Genomic DNA, 20,087 nt, shown 5'->3' with positions numbered 1-20,087 from the left:
TAAAAAACCTGCGCTGTAGGCGCAGGTTTTTGTTGTGTAAATGGTATTTTCTATGTGTCAATGTTTGCATAAACAGCATTTTTCTCAATAAATTCTCTTCTAGGTGGCACTTCATCACCCATAAGCATTGAGAAAACACGATCTGTTTCCGTTGCATTATCTATTTGTATTTGACGTAATGTTCTAAACTCAGGATTCATTGTGGTATCCCACAATTGCTCTGCGTTCATTTCACCAAGACCTTTGTAACGCTGAATACTTACACCACCGCTATAACTATTGGCAATTTCATCACGTTCTTGATCACTCCAAGCATATTGCTTTTTCTGACCTTTCTTCACCAAATATAAAGGTGGAGTAGCAATATAAATATGCCCCTGCTCTACCAACTCTCTCATATAACGGAAGAAGAAGGTTAATATTAAAGTTTCAATATGGCTACCATCGACATCGGCATCACACATGATGACTACCTTATGATATCTCAATTTTTCAAGATTCAATGCCTTACTATCTTCTTCGGTACCAATAGTTACCCCCAAAGCAGTATACATATTTTTAATTTCTTCGTTTTCAAAAACCTTATGTTGCATGGCTTTTTCAACATTCAAAATCTTACCTCTTAATGGCAAGATCGCTTGAAAGTTACGATCACGACCCATTTTTGCAGTACCACCTGCAGAATCTCCCTCGACAAGGAATATCTCACATTTTTCAGGATCTTGCTCAGAACAATCAGATAGCTTACCAGGTAAACCACCACCGCTCATTACATTCTTACGCTGTACCATTTCACGAGCTTTAGAAGCTGCATGTCTAGCTTGCGCTGCAAGAATTACTTTTTGAACAATAGTTTTAGCATCATCCGGGTGCTCTTCAAGATAATCCGTCAACATTTCGGACACTGCCTGACTTACTGCTGCCGAAACCTCTCTGTTACCTAATTTTGTTTTTGTCTGACCTTCAAACTGAGGCTCAGAAACTTTTACGGATACAATTGCCGTAAGACCTTCACGGAAATCATCTCCTTGAATTTCAAACTTTAATTTATCCAACATTCCAGAAGCATCTGCATATTTCTTTAGAGTAGAAGTTAATCCTCTTCTAAATCCAGATAAATGCGTACCACCTTCGTGCGTATTAATATTGTTTACGTAAGAGTGAAGATTCTCTGTATAACTAGTGTTATATATCATGGCTACTTCTACAGGAATATCATTCTTTTCCCCTTCCATAGCAATAACCCCTTGTATCAAAGACTCACGGTTACCATCTAAAAACTTAACAAACTCTTTAAGACCTTCATTAGAAAAGAACGTTTCTCCAACGTACTCTCCTTTTTCATCTTTTTGACGCTTATCCGTAATACTGATAGTTACCCCTTTGTTCAGGAAAGAAAGCTCACGCATTCTATTTGCCAAAGTTTCGTAGCTATATTCTATAGTTTGCGTGAATATGGTATCATCTGGGTGAAAAGTCACTTCTGTACCTCTCTCCGTAGTTTCTCCTATTCTTTTAACAGGATACAAAGCCTTACCCCTAGAGTATTCTTGTTGCCAAACAACACCATCTCTATAAACCGTTGCCGATAAATGATCGGACAATGCATTTACACAAGAAACACCAACACCGTGTAGACCACCAGAAACTTTATAAGAATCTTTATCAAACTTACCACCTGCACCAATTTTGGTCATTACAACCTGTAATGCAGATACGCCTTCTTTTTTGTGAAGATCAACAGGTATACCCCTACCGTTATCTTTAGTGGTTATGGAATTATCTTCGTTTATGATTACGCTAATGTTGTCACAATGACCACCCATAGCCTCATCAATAGAGTTATCTACTACTTCATATACTAAATGGTGCAAACCACGGACCCCAACATCACCTATATACATGGATGGACGCATACGTACGTGCTCCATTCCCTCCAAGGCCTGAATACTATCTGCCGAATAATTTTTCTTATTTGCTTCTTCGCTCATAAAATTAAGGTTGTTTTACTTCAAATTTTGCAATCTTACAAATATACGCAATACCCCATGAAATATAGCCTTTCTAAGGATTGGACAAAAGCAAGTTATCAACAATAATTGTGGAAAATTAGCCATCAATATTCAAATTGCGCCATATTTCAGGTATCATCCCTAAATTGAAGTACAGAAGCCTAATTAACCATAAAACACAACTTATCCGCTACATGCTAAATCTGCCTTTTTTTTGGACAATGTTAACATCTCACCGATGAAATTAACGGAATAAAACTGATTATTTGCGTTATCGCTTTCTTACGCAAAATATTAAGATATCCTTTAGATATGGATACTAACTTAGAGGTATAATCTTAAAATAATCTATTATGAACGAAGAACAATTTAAAGGAAAGTGGAATATAGCTAAAGGAAAACTTAAACAACAATACGGTGATCTTACCGATGATGACCTTACTTACGCAGAAGGAAAATCTGATGAGCTATTGGGAAGAATTCAAGAAAAGACCGGAGAGTCCAAAGAGAAATTAAAAGAAATGATCAATAGCATCTAAAAGCTGTATTCATATTCAATATAAAAAGTAACCCCGCCTACAGAAGTAGACGGGGTTTTTACAATAGATATAATGACTAATTCAAACCCTATTGCTTAACATATGCTTCGTCATGTACGTTAGCTATTGCTCTACCAGAAGGGTCATTCATATTTTTAAACGCTTCATCCCATTCCAAAGCTGTTGCCGTACTACAAGCTACACTTGCTTCTTGCGGTACACTTAATGCTGCAGCATCACTAGGAAAATGTCCTTCGAAAATAGTTCTATAGTAATATTCCTCTTTGTTCAATGGTGTATTGATAGGAAAACGGAATGCTGCATTTTTAATTTGCTCATCTGATATTTCTTTCTCAACCAATTCTTTTAAGGTATCGATCCAACTGTAACCAACACCGTCACTGAATTGTTCTTTTTGTCTCCAAGCAACACTTTCCGGTATCATATCTTCAAAAGCCTTACGCACAACCCATTTCTCCATACGCTCACCGTTGATCATTTTATCTTGCGGGTTGATACGCATAGCAACATCCATAAATTCTTTATCCAAGAACGGCACACGTCCTTCAATTCCCCAAGCAGCCAAACTCTTGTTAGCTCTTAAACAATCATACATATGTAGTTTATCTAACTTACGTACGGTCTCTTCATGAAACTCTTGTGCGTTTGGTGCTTTATGAAAGTACAAGTAACCTCCAAATATCTCATCTGCACCTTCACCGGACAATACCATTTTAATACCCATAGACTTAATAACACGTGCCATTAAATACATAGGTGTAGAAGAACGAATGGTAGTAATGTCATATGTTTCTATGTTATAGATAACATCTTTAATAGCATCTAAACCTTCTTGAATGGTAAACTTGATCTCGTGGTGTACGGTACCTATATGATCTGCCACCTTTTTTGCAGCAGCTAAATCTGGTGAACCTTCTAGACCAACAGAGAAAGAGTGTAATTGTGGGTACCAAGCATCTGTAGTATCTCCACTCTCTATACGTTTCTGTGCATATTTCTTCGCAACCGCAGAAGTTACAGATGAATCTAAACCACCTGATAACAATACACCGTAAGGTACATCAGACATTAATTGTCTGTGAACCGCCGCTTCTAAAGCTTCCTTAACTTCTTGTATGCTAGTTTCGTTTTCCTTTACCGCATCATACTCCATCCAATCTCTAGAGTACCATCTTTTTATTTCTCCGTCAGCACTATGCAAGTAATGCCCTGGAGGAAATAATTCTATTTTGGTACAGGTACCTTCAAGTGCTTTTAATTCTGATGCTACATAGAACGTTCCGTTTTTATCCCAACCCATGTACAAAGGAATAATTCCCATATGATCACGAGCTACAAAATATTCATCTTTTTCGGCATCATAAATCGTGAAACCAAATATTCCGTTCAATTCATCTATAAAATCAACTCCCTTTTCCTGATACAAAGCCAAAATAACCTCGCAGTCAGATTCTGTTTGAAAGTCATAAGTACCTTCAAATTGCTTACGTAATTCTCTATGATTATATATTTCTCCGTTCGCAGCCAATATCAATTTACCATTTGGACTCAATAATGGTTGTTTACCAGAAGCTGGATCTACAATAGCCAAACGCTCGTGCGCCAAGATGGCTTTATCATCTGCATAGATACCACTCCAATCTGGACCTCTATGTCTTATTTTCTTTGACATTTCTAAAAGTTGAGGCCTAAGTAACTCCGTACTTTCCTTAACATCAAATGCACATACTATTCCACACATAATCTAATTATTATATCATTTCGAACACAAATATCTATTTATTGTTTCAATTAACAAACACATATTACAATTATGATTACATATTATAACTATAAATCACTTTATTAATTCAATATGACATGTATTCTATATTTATACCGTTTAAAACATGCTGGAATGTAACTATCAAAAAATTTAACTTCTTTTTATTAATCGGACTGTAAGGAACTGCTTAGTTTTATGACCTAGAAAACCAAAACAATTATTATGAAAAAAGTATTTACACTAGCTACACTTATTTTTGCCTTAGTTTTAACCTCTACGGTATCTGCACAAGAATTTTCTGGAATTGACAAAAGTCCAATGGATATGGCTGCCTACCCTACAGATTACAAAGTTTCTGAAAAGGCGGTACGTATTATTTACGGAAGACCACAATTAAAAGGTCGTTCTATGGAAGAATTAGCTCCTACAGGAAAAGTTTGGAGAACAGGTGCCAACGAAGCTCCTGAAATTACATTCTACAAAGATGTTACATTTGGCGGTAAAGCTGTTAAAGCTGGAACATACTCTTTATTCACTATACCTGGTGGAGATGAGTGGACCGTTATTTTGAACAAAAACTTAAACCAATGGGGATCTTATTTTTATGATGAAGCTGCAGATGTTGCTCGCGTAACCGTACCTAATGGTTCTGATGCTGCTTCTTTAGAAGAATTTTCAATAGCTTTTAAAGATGCTGGTGACGGTGCACACTTGGTAATGGGTTGGGACAAAACAAGAGTTGCAGTTCCTATTACTATGTAATTAAAAACAACATATATTAAAAAAGCCTCGGTCATTGACCGAGGCTTTTTTTTGCTTTTTATTATTATCTAACTATACCATTTACAAAAGTCTGTTCAGCACGTATAGTAGGTATTTCAGATACCGGAACCGTCATCATATCTTTATCATAGATGACAAAATCCGCTACCTTACCAGGCTCAATGCTTCCTTTATCTTCTTCTTCAAAATTAGAGTACGCTGCCCAAATGGTCATTCCCTTCAAAGTTTCTTCTCTAGATAACGCTTCTTCCATTTGAAAACCTCCCTTAGGATATCCGCTAGTATCTTGTCTTGCTACTGCAGCATAAAATGTCAAAAACGGACTTACATCTTCTACAGGGAAATCGGTTCCTAGTGCAATAGTACCTGCTTTGTTCAATAATGTTTTATACGCATAGGCACCTTTAACCCTCTCCCCTAAACGATCTTCTGCCCAATACATATCACTTGTGGCATGTGTTGGTTGAACTGACGGAATAATACCATCTTCAAAGTAATCGAAATCTCCTTCTGTTAATACTTGGGCATGTTCAATTTTCCATCGTCTATCCCCTTTGCCTTGAAGTACATTTTTATAAGCTCTCAACACAGCAATATTTGCAGAGTCGCCAATAGCATGCGTGTTCATTTGATATTCTGAATTTGCCAGTTTTTCAGCCAATGCCTCAATATCTGCAACAGGAGTAATCATAGCTCCAAAGTGCTTAGGTAAGTCACTATATTCTTCTTTTAAAGCGGCACCTCTAGAACCCAAAGCTCCATCGCCATACACTTTTATAGATCTTACATTTAATCTATCTGTCTTAATAGGACCTTTATTGATATAATAATCTACATCTTCTTGGTTATTGCTTACCATGGCATATATTCTGATCGATAATTCTCCTGCCTGCTGCAAGCTATCAATAAGCTCTATTGTACTTCTATCTAATCCCGCATCGTTTACGGTTGTAAGTCCGTGGTTCAAGCTTATTCTTTCTGCATCTTTCAACGCCTTAATTTTATCTTCTAGCGTTGGTGATGGCATTATACTATCTATAAGTGTCATTGGGTTATCTACCAAAATCCCGGTAATACCAGAATAGCCATTCTCCCATTTTTTTACAATTTCACCACCTTGAACCTTGGTACTCCAGTCAATACCTGCCATATCCAAAGCTTTCTGATTCACCAAATAAGCATGACCGTCTACACGCTCCAATGCTACGGGTATATCAGGAAAAATAGTATCTAATTGTGCTTTTGTCGGAAATTCTTTTACTTCCCAATCATTCTGGTCCCAACCTCTACCTCGAAGAAATAATTTAGGATTTTCGGCATGAAAAGCTTTGACTCGTTCTAAAACCTCATCAAAACTTGTAGTCCCTACCAAATCAACTATTTGCTGTGTAAGTCCTAATCCGTAAAAATGGCAATGGGCATCAATTAGACCTGGTGTAATAGCTCTACCATCGGCATCTATTAATTGGTCTGAAGTATAAACATCACGAATTTCATCTGTAGTACCAACGGCAATAAACTTACCATCTTGCACAGCAAAGGCTTGTGCTTCAGAAAAAGAATCATCTACAGTATAGACTTTAGCATTTACAATAACTAGGTCGACTTTCTCTTTCATGAGTTCGCAACCTGATAATAAAACGAGTAAAATTGGAAGAAGTTTTTTCAAATCAAAAATAGTTAGTTAGTGAAATTAAATAAGCAGAGCCAATGGGCTCATCTTAAATAATATTGAAAACTAAGTATTTTTTCGGAAAATTCTAAATCTTTATTCTTGTGGCAATTGGCGCTTTGCTAAAATTTCGCTTTGACCACTCTTAGAATAACATTCACCAATCATCTTATCACCTTCTACCTCTAGCACAAAAGATACACGTTCAATACCATCTTTATTGATATTAAAATTGATACGATTGTTATCAATCTCAATATCCTGACCATTTAAAGATCCCGTTTTTAAACTGATAACAACTGTATAAACGCCATTAGGCTTAGAAATAAAAAGTCTACCTTTTCTATAAGGCTCATCTGCTTCGGGCATTAAAAATTCCCAAACACCAAAAACAGAACTGTCATCAATACTATGCTCTTGCAACACTAAATCTTGCGATTGAATAGTTATATTTTCGCTGATCAATGGATAAAAAAAGGCATTAGTTATTAAGACAACTTTTAATAAAACATGGTTAGTGTTCATTTTATAAAGTATTGTTTAATGTATTAGTAACGATACTAAGATATTAATATTTTATTAATTGTAGGTTTTTTACTACTTAGTTTGTTTTTGAGACGCAATCCATCCATTTAGTTTTTCTTCTAATAAAACCAAAGGTAAACTACCTGAGTCTAATATTTGGCTATGAAACGCTCTGATACTAAAATCATCACCTAAAATATTTTCAGCCTGTATCCTTAGCTCTCTAATTTTTAACTGACCAATCTTATATGAAAGCGCTTGCCCAGGGGTGGCCATATATCTTTCAACTTCGGCAATTATACTTTCTTCAGACTCCGCCTCATTATCCAATGAATATTGAATCGCTTTTTCTCTACTCCATCCTTTTGCATGAATACCAGTATCAACCACTAACCTGATCGCTCTATGCATCTCCATACTTAACATGCCAAAATATTGATATGGGTCTGTATAAATACCCAGTTCTTTTCCTAAAGACTCTGCGTAAAGCGCCCAACCTTCTACAAAAACACCCATACTCTCAGGATGTAAAAACTCAGGAAGATTATTATTTTCTTGCTGTAAACTTAACTGAAAGTGATGACCAGGTATGGCTTCATGCAAAAACAAAGCTTCATCATGTACCCTATTATAACTCTTTACATCAGGAATTGGAACATAGAAAATTCCCGCTCTTGACCCATCTTTTGAACCCGGCACATACTCCGCACTTGCCGATGCTTCTCTAAAAGCTTCTGTTCTACGTACATTAAAACCTGCTTTTGGTGTCAGGGCGAACAAAGAATCTATACGCAATGCTATGCGGTCATTTATAGCATTAAAACTTTCAACTACCTGTTCAGGTTCTGAAAAAGGCATTAATTCTTTTCTATTTCTAAGAGAACTGAAGAAAGATTTTAAATAGCCTTTAAAACCTATTTCATTCTTTACAGCTTCCATTTCTTTAGAAATACGAGCCACTTCAGACAATCCTAATTCATGGATTTCATCTGCAGTCATGTTCGTAGTCGTATGTAATTTTATTAAATATTGATATGTTTCTTTTCCGTTAGGTAGATCTGATAATCCGTCTGTATCTCTACAAGCAGGTAAATAAACATCCGTTAAAAACCGGTTTAATTCTACATATTTAGGTGTTAGTTTTTCTTGAATGAAATCTTCATAATTACTCTGAAGAATATCCATATCAACATCAGACAGTCCGTCTGGGAAATTCATTATTGGTTTATAGAATAGGTTTTCTTCTAAAGGAATATCAATAAACGATTGAATCTGTGGTAGCATTTTTAAAGTTAGTACTTTGGGTAGCACTACACCTTTATCCATACCTCTTTTCATTTTCTCAATTGAAGTATCTAAAAACACCAAATAATCTTCTAACCTACTTAACCAATTATTATAATCTTCAATGCTCTTAAACGGCTGAACACTTGTACCACCGCCTAATTGCGCCACATATAAATGCAAGGACTGTATCTGAAAAAGGGGCATAAGCTCAAAACTTGGTAAATCATAGATTGGCGATGCAACCGTTACTATAGGGTTCATTACCCCTTCCAATTTCACATTACAATCCCACTCCATTACACGCATGCTCATATAATCTTCAGCACTTACTTGGGTAGAATCATACTTACTTAATTGATCTAAAAAATAGGTATAGCGGTCTTTTAAATGTAGAATGTAATCATCTGAAATGTAATTGGCTATAGTATCATTATATTCTGAAAAGCCAGCTTTGGTAGCCTCTATGGGGTTTATGTTTTTCTTAAACTCATAAAACTCAGTAAAAACCTCAGCAATAGGTTTTGCTGTAGTAAGCTGTTCTTGTTTTGAAGATTCTTTACAAGAAGAAATAACGACAACGAATAGTAAAAGCCAGAGGGTACGAATCATAGTAGTAGAATTTGTACTGAAAAATACAAAACTATTATGATTGATGAACCTCTATTTTCTTGAATTTAAAAAAGGAATTACTTCTTTGATTTTGAATTCGCCTTTTCCTTAATTTTTACGTAAATCAGTTTCTTACGCCCCTTAGAATCTTCTCTTCTTTCTATCTCAAAATGAGGAATGGAATTGATAAGCGGAGTCAGTTTTTGAAATCCGTAATTACGAGAATCGAAATTTGGTTGCTTTTTTTGTAACAAGCTACCAACATCACCTAAAAATGCCCAACCATCATCATCGGCAACGTCATCGATAGTCGTTGAAATAAAGCGCAATGCCTTTGGCGTAATCTTATCTACCGTATTTTTTTCTGTAGGTGTTTTATTTGCAGCATCGGTCGTTTCTTCTTCTGATCTACCTTTTAGAATTTCTATGTATATAAATTTATCACAGGCTACAATAAACGGATTTGGAGTTTTACGCTCCCCAATACCAAAAACCTGCATACCTGCTTCCCTAAGTCTTGTGGCCAAGCGAGTAAAATCACTATCACTACTAACAATACAGAAACCATTGACCTTGCCAGAATATAGTACATCCATAGCATCGATAATCATGGCAGAATCGGTTGCATTTTTACCTTGTGTATACCCATATTGCTGAATAGGTGTAATGGCATTTTCAAGAAGGACATTTTTCCATTTACCTAAACGTGGGTTGGTCCAATCACCATAAATACGTTTAATGGTAGGGTTACCATATTTAGCAATCTCCTCCATCATTTCCTTTACATAGGCAGATGGTATATTATCGCCATCTATTAATACTGCTAAATTCAAATCCATTTGTACTGTTTTTATGTAAAGGTAATTTGATTTCTACTTGAATAGCAAGATGTTGACCGATAAAGTTAAAAATGATTTCTTTACTACGGATTATAAGCTATTGTAAGTGACATTTAGCGAACAACCTTGATCATATAGTTAAGTATTAACGATACCGAAACAAATACGTACTACTTAATCTGGCTTGGTCAAAACAAACTCCACACGCCGGTTGAGAAATCTACCAGCTTCCGTTTCGTTCGTTGAAATGGGTTTTAAACTGCCAAACCCCTCAGCTTTTATTCTACTTTTTTGAATCCCGTTATCAATTAAAAAACCAACTACTTCATGAGCTCGCCTAACCGACAATTTTTTATTGAAATTATCGGATCCAATATCGTCGGTATGCCCAAAAATTTCGATGTTGATATTTAAATTCGCTTTTAAATAAGAAAGCAACGATTCCATTTCTTGCTGGTGATTTCCTCTTATTTTAGACTTGTTAGAATTAAAGTATACATCTTTAAATACGTGCACGCTATCCAATACATATTCTCTATGTTCATTGCGCCCCGAGTTTTGAGATTTTGATTTCACGTTCGACACTGAAACCATATCTAAATAGTAATAAGAGCCTTTGTTAATTTTTCTTTTGGTCTGATATTTCTGTGTGCGCTTGTTGTTTTTAAAATTACCGATAGTCAAATAATTCTCGGTTCCAGAAGCTTCGAATTCCGTAGTTAATTTCACCCATTTGATTTCATCTGAATAATATTTAGAATAGGATATTTCTAATGCTGCGGATACTTCACCATTTACCTTAGATAGATGCAATCCAGATAGCACTTTGGTAGTTTCTACCTCAACTGAAAATTCCGAAAACCGGATACCAAATTCCTTCACAGCAAAATCTGATCGTTCTGCCAAACTCACATAAAAAGAAATCGTATAGCGTTCTCCTTGCTTTAAAGTCGTGCTTAATTTTGCTTGAATATATTCTCTATAATCATTTGGGGCATACATGTAAAACCCCACATAACCTACGCCAAAATCAGCGGGTTGCTTTCCATTGAAATTTTCCGGGGTTCCCATGGCGGTACTGCAACCGTTAAAATAATCGGTAGAACCCATTGTGGGCATATTCCAATCTATTACATCTTTTTCAAGATTACCCAATGTAACGGGGCAATTTCCATACATTTCAAAACTAGGATTCACCACCAAATTTTGTCCTGTCATAAGAACAGGCACATATAACAGAAGCAATAAGAGAAAATCTAAATACTTTCTTTTAGGTAGCATAAGGGTTAAATAGATTCCCTAAAATACAGAAAAGATAAAATATGGTGATTTCACTAATTCTAACTCATAAAAAAAGCCCTTCTTAATTAAAAGAAGGGCCTTACTAACAACAAAAACCAAACCTTACTTCAACTCTTAATTGTTATATAAATAAATAGATGCAGCAGAAGTTAAATCATTACTAACCGCTGGCGCAACGTTACCACTGGCATTCAAAGCATCTGAAAAGGCTAGTACCTTACCATTACCGATTTCTGCTATAAATACTGTTTTTGTTTTGTGATCATAAGCAACATCAATTGGGTTACCCATTTCAGTCAAAGAACCAGCAACTCTAGACTGACTTAACCATGATAACAAACCACCATCTTCTATTCCGGCTAAAACCGTTGAAAAATCTTGTGTTATTTGAAAACCACCATCAGTATTTGCATCTGCGGCATCACCTATATCGGTCATTACCAAAACATCATCTGCAGCACTATAATAAATACCATGGGTTCTCACTATTCCTTCAACTGTAATTCGTTTTGTAGGTATAATTGCGCCATCCACAGAAAAGTCGGTCAAGAAATTATCGTACACTGCCAAATCGCTCGTAGCATCTACAACGGCCAACAAGGTATTCCCCATAAATGTAATCCCCCAAGTATCGAAACCGGCATCGAAAGTATTTAATAGACTAAAGCTAGAACCGTTGTACTCATATACATAAAACTTATTCTCTGTATTACTAGACACAACTACCTTGTTACCGAAAACGGCAATCTCCCTTGGGCTAGCCAATTCCGCACTACCTGAAAAATCAGACACGATATTGGCTAAATCTGTAACTGCAGCAAAACTACCGTAGTACTCTAGCGCCATACCTGACCTAGATGCTTGAATAATTGCATCGTTCATAGCATTGTAATAAATACCTTCTGTAGCATCAGAACCTGTAGCTACTGTTTTTGTCAACATACCAGAACCATCATATACACTTACATTTCCGTCAGCCGTACTTGTAGCATACAATCTTGTTGCTCTAGCTTCACTAGAATCACCGGTATTTCCATCAGTTTCGTCACTACTAAATTGAATAGACGAAGCCATTGCTAAGTCTTTGTTGAAAGACGGAGTTAAATTACCACCAGAACCTATAGAAGTAAATCCTAATACTTTACCATTTCCAATTTCAGAAACATAAACCGCATCGGTTTCAGAATCATACGCAACATCAATTGGGTTACCCATTAATGTTGAAGAACCTGCTACACGCACTTGCATACCTATTGGCAGTAATTCACCATCAGACAAGGCATCGAACTTTGAAGAAAAATCAGAAATTACGTGAAAACCACCATCGGTATTTGCATCTGCCGCATCACCAATATCGGTCAACACCATTACATCGTCAGTACCATCATAAGTAATACCATGTGTTCTTACAATACCTTCGATTGTTACTCTTTTCGATGGATTCAAAACTCCATTGGTAGCATTAGAAAGAAAATCGTAATACACGGCTAAATCTCCTGTTGTATCAACTACTGCATATAAATCATCTCCTTTAAAAGTGATACCCCAAACTGGGAAAGGAACCTCAACTGTACTGGTTAATGTGAATCCGCTTCCTGTATTCTCATAAACGAAAAATTTGTTCTCCCCATTATCAGCAACTACAAAAGAAGATCCGTTAACCGCTAGTTCCCTTGGACTCTCCAAATCTACTCCACTTGTATAAGCAGAGGCAACCGCATCACCGTCCATTAAAGTACTTACATCTGCAAAAGCTTCTAATTGCAATGCACTTCTAGATGCTTGGAAAACTACATTTGTTGTAGCATCAAAATAAATACCTTCAGCAGCAGTAGTTGTTGTCATGAATGTGACCAAAGAATCTCCGGTTACGCTGTAACGTGAAATATTTCCGTTATCGTTGTTGGTTACGAAAAGGTCTGTTCTACGACCTAAAACCGTCATTCCTTCACCGCAGGGCTCACAAAAAGAACCACCACAATCTACACCTGTCTCATCACCGTTCATTACTCCGTCTTCACAAGTGGCATCTGGTGTAACATCTACCATGGCATCGTCATCGTCACTACATGAAGCCACAAATAGTGCGCTTGCTAAAATTGCTAAATAAATTATAGATTTTTTCATATGATATTATTGATTTTATTAGTTGAATCAAGAATACCTACGAAGTAATTTGAAGAGGGTTTGGTTTTAAATGTGAAAAAATAAAAAAACGCCCAAGAATCAGTAAAACCGACTCTTAGGCGTTCAAATATTTTATGAATTGTTTTCTAGAAATCGAACTTATACGTTGCTCCTCCCAAAATCTGAATTCCTTGCACTTGAAAATTAGCCCATCTTTGATAAGCGTTATTAGAAAGATTTGCTCCTTTTATAAAGAACGACCATTGATCTGTATAACGGTACCCAACATGTGCATTAGCATCAAAATAACCATCTAAAGTTATTAGCGCTGCCGGAAAATCACTTGACGGAACATTTTCTAATGCAGTTGACGAAAAATCATCTCGCTCGCCTACATAAAATAAATTTGCACCGGCATACCACTTCTCTCCTATTTGGTAGTCCATAAACAATGATGCCTGTAAATTTGGCAAGTTCCAAGCTGGGTTACCGGTTTCTGTATTATAATCATACACGGCTACATTTACACCTGCAGTAAAATTACGGTTAACATCAACATTCAACTCTCCAAAAATTCCCAAGGTTTTGATGTCATCATAAAACACATCAAATGAATTACCATAATAGTACCCTTTATCATCTGACCTAAAATCGTTTCTAGGATTCAATGTATACAGCGGTCTGTTGTTCTCTGCAGAATACGACCCTTTTACATTATAACTCAAATTAGGTAACAACTGACCCTTAAAACCTACATAAGCATTATACTGACTATCTGTAGGTGCTATATTCAAGGTCGGAGAAACAAACGGATTACCTTCTACCAAATCATAGTAAGAGTTCTGCTTTAATTCTCCCGTTACTCCGCCATAAGCGATTACGGTTTCATCTAATAATCTGTATGACGCTGTTACGGCCGGGTAAATATAGAAGTTACTTTCGCTATTCTCTAAATCCATTCCATAGACCACATTTACTCCTAAATTCAACGAAAGATCATCGCGTAGCATTTTTAAAGACGGATTAATACCTACTTGTAAATTACTATAAGAGATTCCGTTATCATTGGTCGTACTTCTTACAGACGCATTTTCAAAAGTACCGCCCACATAATCTACATTTACTTTTGCATTTAAAGTTTCTTCGTTAACCGGAAACTCGAATCCAGTATTGAATATCGCTCTGTTTTCACCTGAACTTACTGCGTCAAAAAATCGTCGGTATTTTAAATCCGCTCTTTTAAAATAAGCGTCTTCCACATTAATATGACCACTAGCTTCGCCCATGTAATAGTTTTGGCGTTCATCAATACTATTTAGTACCGTTTCACTGAATACTCCTGGCTCAATACCATACCAATTGTACAATTGATGTTGTAAACCTATTGCTGCACCCCAATCTAAATCGCGATCACGCTTTGCGTATGATGCGTCTAATTTGGTATCATAGAACGTATCGCTCAATTCTACACCATCAATACCGCCACGAGACGATAAGTGATTGAAGCCAATATCGAAATTCTCATCTCTATTAATGGTTCTACTGGTATAAAATTCGCCCAACACATTACCATACAATCCCGCACCTAAAGAGGCATACGAATTATACAGTACCGGTGGTGGCAATCTTTCAACTTTAGATGCCGTACCCTTATTAGGTGTAAACGTAGATGCTACGGGAACGGAAAAAATACTATAATTGATAGGCTTTTTCTGTAACACGATAGAGTCGTTCATATTCGGAACCGACTTGATCTTAAAAGCATCTGAAACGGTTGGCGTATATGCTTTAGTCACCGTTACGGTCTCCGTACCCAAATCTTTTTCCTCTTCTTCTTGAGCAAAAACAATTTGAAAGCCAAGCGTTAAAATTATAAGCGTAAATATATGTTTGTTGTACATAGATGTTCTTTTACTGGTGTACGTAATTTTTAGTTAGGATCAACCGATGAGTTACTTTTCGCCTCTTTCGATTTAATGATAGCAAGCTCTGCTCTTGCTTCACTGACAATTTCTGGATACTGCGTAAAGTTTGTTATGACGCTTTCTAAAATATAGGTTGCTTGGTAGGCATCATTTAAAGCATAATAGTTTTTAGCCATTAAAACTAAACCTTTACCTCCCCATTCTTTATAAGCTGCATAATCTTTAGCTAGTTTTTGTACGGCAATATTAGAGTTCTCGTATGACCCATCTTTATGCTCAAAATAGGCGTTATAGTACAATGCTTCTGCAGCTGTTTCACCCGATGCTATTTGTAACACCTCAGCATATGCCGATTCCGCTTTTGCCTCGTCATTGGTTGCAATGGCAGATCTTGCAATCATAATATGCGCATCACTCTTAATTCTATTATCGATATTTGAAGTTGCTAATACCTTATCGGCATATGCTATCGTCTTCGGATAATTCTTTTGCTTGTAATACCCTTTCATTAAGTTAGAGCGAGCAAATGTTCTGTTCTGTGAAATGTTTGCCTGGCTTTCTAATTTTAATAAATATGGCAGTGCAATTTGATAATCATCTTTAGAAATATAGACTTCACAAACACGAGTCAACGCCTGTTCTGCATATTCGCTCGTGCTTCTATCGGCAACATATTTGTAATACGGTAAAGCCGATTCTTTTTCTCCTTTCCCAAAGTACAACTGTGCTAAGCTAAAGTTAGCATCTACGGCATGTAAACCAGTTGGGAACTGTTGAATGTAATTTTTATAACCTTTAATGGCTGCATCAACATTGCCTTCTAAATTCTGTTTTTGCGCAGCATCGAAAGTGGCGTTGTCCAATTCCGCATCGGTCACCTCAACAAAATCTAGTCCGCGAACCCACTCAGCATATTCGTTTACGCGACCCATATCCACATACACCAATTTAGCCGTTGCAACAGCCTGTATGGCTTCTTGTGTTTTTGGAAAATCGCGAACAACCGTTTTAAACTTTGCCAAGGCAGCTTCGTTTCTAGCGGCATTATAATTTACCAATCCCTGTCTCATTAATGCCTGTGGCACCAATGAACTTCCTCTATACTCACTGATCAAACGATCGTAAGCAGCAAGACCTTTGTTCTCTTGACCTTGAGACACATAGGTGTTTCCTAATTCAAACAAGGCATCATCTTTAAAACTAGATCTTGGGTATTGGCTTACGAATTCTTCTAAGTTTTCAATTTTGCTATCTCCTTTATCAACATAACCGTAACTCATCGCTTTTTGGTAAAAAGCATAATCTTTCTCCGGCCCCGTTAATGCCAATGCTTTATTATAGGTTTCAATAGCTGGCCAGTATTTACTAGTAGCGTAGTAGCTATCACCCAGTCTTAAATAACCATCATGTAATTTTTCCACTTCTGCATTTCCGTTGGCTGTAAACGAATTGAAATAGGTAATGGCATCAGAATAATCTTTTTGTTTAAAATAGCCATATGCCAAATTGTAATCTACATCGGCATACATTTCTGTATTCTTTGCGGATGGATTATTCTTGAAAGCCGTATAGCCCTGTACTGCTTCATTGAAACTATTAGATAAATAATCAGATTCAGCTTTCCAGTAATTTGCTCTTGCCTTAAAGAGCATATCTTCTGCACTATTTAAAGATTTATTGAAGTTTTCAGCTGCAGCATTATAATCGCCTTCCATAAAAAGTTCGATACCTCTGTAATACGCTACTTTTTGATAGACAGCTTTACTGGCATAGTTCTTATTCTCCTCTAGCAACGTCATTGCACCTTCAAAGTTCTTTGAAGTAATGTATGAATCTACCAACAAGGTCTGCATCTCATCTTGATGCTCATCTTTAGGGTATGTTTTTAAATAATTTGTAATTACCTGAGGAACCGGTTCATAGGCATTACCCACCTCATAACTTAAACGTGCATAATTAAGAAATGCATCTTTTTGAATCTCGGCACTATAATCCATTTGAGAAGCATTACGGAACGCATTTAGGGCTTCCTGCTTCTTATCCAACTTCAAATAACATTCTGCCAAGTGGTAATATGCATTTTGAGCAACACTATTGGTACCTCCTATAATTTTATTGAATTGAGCTATGGCACTGGCATAGTCACCACCTTTATAATAAGCGTAACCTAAGTAGTAATAATCCGTATTATTCCACTTACCACCTTTACCGTTGTATTCCGTTAGATACGGAATCGCATTTTCATATTGCTTCAAGTTGAAATAACTCTCCCCTATAATCTTGTTCAGTTCAGATACTTCTCGTCTGTCAGCTTTTGGCAGTTGTTTTTTCGCCAAAGCAATTGCCTCATCAAACTTACCCAACTTAAAATTCATATCCGCCTGATAATAGCTCAGCTTTTCCTCTAAGACATCTTGATCGGTAATTTGATCAAAACGCTGATTTGCCGTTTCATAATCATCTTCTTGATATGATATATAACCCAAATAATATTTTGCTTGAGATCCGTATACTTGAGAATTGGCAACTTTTTCTAAATACTTTTCAGCCTCTTTCGTTTTACGTGATGAGAATAAAGAGTAGCCGTAATTAAAGTTGAACTTATCCATCTCGCCACGAGAAAGGGAGCTTTGATCTACTTTGTTGTACCACTTTAAAGCATATGGATATTTACCTGTTTGAAAGTAGTACTCTGCCACATCGGCAAAGGCAGAATTACGTTTGGTAGAAGTAGGGTATTTTTCCACAAAATCTTCCATCAATCGGTCTGCACCCATCTGGTTTAAACGTACTGCTGCATTAGCTGCGTAGTATGCACTATTGGCAGCGGTCTCCTCGTCTTTTGTAGACACTTTAACCTTCTCGAAAATGGTCTGTGCCGCTTGGTATTGTTCGTTGTTGTATAGCGCTAGCGCGTCTTGAAAAGCCTTTTGCTCATGAGTATAAATCTTAGTTTCTTGGGCACTGGTCAATGCGACCAAACCGAATACCAATGGAATAAAAGCGGTGATTTTTTTAAGCATAGTGTTCTGTACCTATTTAGAATTACCAGTATCACATGTGATAACGGCAAAAATTGTACCTAAGTATGTGCAATACCCCTTCAAAAAAAAAGATTTTAAAAAAGGGTTCTCTAATATCAAATGGAACTTATTACTTTTATAACAACATTTGCGTTATGGAAGAGATTGTTTTAGAACTTAAGGATGCCTCTATTTTTCAAAAAGAGAGTTTGGTGTTGAGTGAAGTAACTATAAAAATTGCCAAAGGGGAATTTGTATACCTTATTGGTAAGACCGGTAGCGGTAAAAGTAGCTTCATGAAAACGCTGTATGGCGATTTACCTTTACAAAAAGGTGAAGGTCATGTGGTTGGCTTTGACCTTAAAACATTGAAAGAAAAAGATATTCCGTTTTTACGTAGAAAACTGGGTATTGTTTTTCAAGATTTTAAACTTCTTCCAGACCGAAATATCAACCAGAATATGTTTTTTGTTTTAAAGGCAACCGGATGGACAGATAAGGCAAAAATGGATGATAGGGTTTCTAACGTGCTGGAAAAAGTTGGTATGAAAACCAAGGGATTTAAGTTTCCGCATGAACTTTCTGGCGGGGAACAACAACGTATTGCCATTGCACGTGCATTATTAAATGATCCAGAACTGATTATTGCCGATGAGCCTACCGGAAACCTTGATCCACAAACCAGTGTAGAGGTTATGAAGGTATTACAGGAAATCAATAAATCTGGCAGAACTATTTTAATGGCAACCCATGATTACGCATTAATACTAAAATTCCCGTCTAAAACAATTAAGTGCGACACCAACAAAGTATTTGAGGTGGTTCAAAGGGCGGTTTAGACACTTAAATATATGCCAAAGATTGTACTCAAAACTCTGATAAATGCAAAGAAAGAAATTGTCTTTGATTTATCGCGGAGTATCGATCTTCATAAAATTTCTACAGAGCATACCAACGAAGAAGCTATAGCAGGAATTACAAGCGGTCTAATTGGATTAAACGATTGGGTTACTTGGCGGGCGAAACATTTTAGTATTTATCAAATTCTAACGAGTAAAATAACAGAGTTCGAATACCCTAATTTCTTTTCTGATGAAATGGTTAAAGGTGCTTTCAAAAGCTTTAAACACGAGCATCATTTTAAAAATCATAAAAATGGGACATTGATGATCGATTATTTTGATTACCAATCACCATTCGGTTTTTTAGGAAAAATTGCAGATAGCTTATTCTTGAAAAAGTATATGACAGATTTATTGGCGAAACGAAACACTACCATTCAACAATTTGCCGAATCCGATAAATGGAAACAGATAACTACAATTAAAACAACAAAAGCATGATTGCACGAATTTGGGAAGGTAAAACCAAAATAGAACATCTTGTTGAATATGAAGATTTTATGAAGAATCGTGCTATTCCTGATTATAGCAAAACCTCTGGATTTATTAAATTAATGTTCTTAAAAAACTCTGACAATCAATACGCATACTTTAAACTCATAACTGTCTGGGAGAACTTAGAAGTCATTAAAAATTTTGCAGGTCAAGATTATGAAATAGCAAAATATTATCCAGAAGACAAAAAATATCTTATCGATTTTCCAGAACAAGTTACTCACTTTGAAATCTTTGCAGATTAATTAAACACAATACATT

15 protein-coding genes are annotated in these 20,087 nt (G+C 36.3%); 5 read left to right on the top strand and 10 right to left on the bottom strand.

Annotated features, from left to right (window positions below):
• Positions 1 to 50: 50 nt before the first annotated feature.
• A complete protein-coding gene (gene gyrB / locus UH1x_RS13405; protein ID WP_482622231.1) occupies positions 51 to 1,991 on the bottom strand; it encodes a DNA topoisomerase (ATP-hydrolyzing) subunit B in 1,941 nt (646 codons plus the stop codon).
• 374 nt (positions 1,992 to 2,365) lie between these two features.
• Here gyrB and UH1x_RS13400 point away from each other — a divergent pair, with 374 nt between their 5' ends.
• The gene (locus UH1x_RS13400; RefSeq protein ID WP_276492184.1) at positions 2,366 to 2,551 is read left to right on the top strand and encodes a CsbD family protein; all 186 of its coding nucleotides are present in this window, start codon (positions 2,366 to 2,368) and stop codon (positions 2,549 to 2,551) included.
• 88 nt (positions 2,552 to 2,639) lie between these two features.
• Here the strand turns inward: UH1x_RS13400 and asnB are convergent, their stop codons facing one another.
• Positions 2,640 to 4,313, bottom strand: coding sequence for an asparagine synthase B (gene asnB, locus UH1x_RS13395; RefSeq protein WP_036152515.1), 1,674 nt, complete (start codon positions 4,311 to 4,313; stop codon positions 2,640 to 2,642).
• A 246-nt stretch (positions 4,314 to 4,559) separates the two neighbouring features.
• On the opposite strand from asnB, the gene UH1x_RS13390 reads away from it, so the two are divergent.
• Positions 4,560 to 5,099, top strand: coding sequence for a DUF2911 domain-containing protein (locus UH1x_RS13390; protein WP_036152512.1), 540 nt, complete (start codon positions 4,560 to 4,562; stop codon positions 5,097 to 5,099).
• A gap of 64 nt (positions 5,100 to 5,163) precedes the next feature.
• On the opposite strand, the gene UH1x_RS13385 is transcribed toward UH1x_RS13390, so the two are convergent.
• The 8 genes from UH1x_RS13385 to UH1x_RS13350 all read right to left on the bottom strand — a co-directional run bounded on the left by UH1x_RS13385 (position 5,164) and on the right by UH1x_RS13350 (position 18,429).
• Positions 5,164 to 6,738 (bottom strand): amidohydrolase, encoded by a 1,575-nt coding sequence (locus tag UH1x_RS13385; RefSeq protein WP_482622230.1) that lies wholly within the window; start codon positions 6,736 to 6,738, stop codon positions 5,164 to 5,166.
• Between the two features lie 150 nt (positions 6,739 to 6,888).
• Positions 6,889 to 7,317 carry a hypothetical protein gene (locus UH1x_RS13380; protein WP_482622228.1) on the bottom strand — a complete coding sequence of 143 codons (429 nt, stop codon included), beginning with the start codon at positions 7,315 to 7,317 and terminating at the stop codon, positions 6,889 to 6,891.
• Positions 7,318 to 7,389: 72 nt separating this feature from the next.
• Positions 7,390 to 9,213 (bottom strand): DUF885 domain-containing protein, encoded by a 1,824-nt coding sequence (locus UH1x_RS13375; RefSeq protein ID WP_482622227.1) that lies wholly within the window; start codon positions 9,211 to 9,213, stop codon positions 7,390 to 7,392.
• Between the two features lie 77 nt (positions 9,214 to 9,290).
• On the bottom strand, positions 9,291 to 10,052 hold the full coding sequence (locus UH1x_RS13370; protein WP_482622225.1) for an NYN domain-containing protein: 762 nt from the start codon (positions 10,050 to 10,052) through the stop codon (positions 9,291 to 9,293).
• 174 nt (positions 10,053 to 10,226) lie between these two features.
• A complete protein-coding gene (locus UH1x_RS13365; protein WP_482622224.1) occupies positions 10,227 to 11,333 on the bottom strand; it encodes an OmpA family protein in 1,107 nt (368 codons plus the stop codon).
• Between the two features lie 135 nt (positions 11,334 to 11,468).
• A complete protein-coding gene (locus UH1x_RS13360) occupies positions 11,469 to 13,481 on the bottom strand; it encodes a hypothetical protein (RefSeq protein ID WP_482622222.1) in 2,013 nt (670 codons plus the stop codon).
• Positions 13,482 to 13,627: 146 nt separating this feature from the next.
• Positions 13,628 to 15,382, bottom strand: a complete 1,755-nt coding sequence (locus UH1x_RS13355; protein ID WP_482622220.1) for a TonB-dependent receptor — start codon at positions 15,380 to 15,382, stop codon at positions 13,628 to 13,630.
• Between the two features lie 29 nt (positions 15,383 to 15,411).
• Entirely contained in the window at positions 15,412 to 18,429 is a 3,018-nt protein-coding gene (locus UH1x_RS13350) for a tetratricopeptide repeat protein (RefSeq protein WP_482622218.1), read from the bottom strand.
• A gap of 155 nt (positions 18,430 to 18,584) precedes the next feature.
• Between UH1x_RS13350 and UH1x_RS13345 the strand changes: the two genes are divergently transcribed.
• Genes UH1x_RS13345 through UH1x_RS13335 form a run of 3 tightly spaced genes read left to right on the top strand, consistent with a single transcriptional unit; the run spans position 18,585 to position 20,071 of the window.
• On the top strand, positions 18,585 to 19,268 hold the full coding sequence (locus tag UH1x_RS13345; protein ID WP_482622217.1) for a cell division ATP-binding protein FtsE: 684 nt from the start codon (positions 18,585 to 18,587) through the stop codon (positions 19,266 to 19,268).
• 12 nt (positions 19,269 to 19,280) lie between these two features.
• Positions 19,281 to 19,772 (top strand): SRPBCC family protein, encoded by a 492-nt coding sequence (locus tag UH1x_RS13340; protein ID WP_482622215.1) that lies wholly within the window; start codon positions 19,281 to 19,283, stop codon positions 19,770 to 19,772.
• Entirely contained in the window at positions 19,769 to 20,071 is a 303-nt protein-coding gene (locus UH1x_RS13335; protein ID WP_482622213.1) for an antibiotic biosynthesis monooxygenase family protein, read from the top strand. Before UH1x_RS13340 ends, UH1x_RS13335 begins: the two co-directional genes overlap by 4 nt.
• Positions 20,072 to 20,087 lie beyond the last annotated feature (16 nt).

This window comes from Maribacter sp. UH1, from assembly GCF_056839145.1.
The sequence above is the reverse complement of the archived record's forward strand: the minus strand, read 5'-3'. Positions and strand labels throughout refer to the sequence as shown.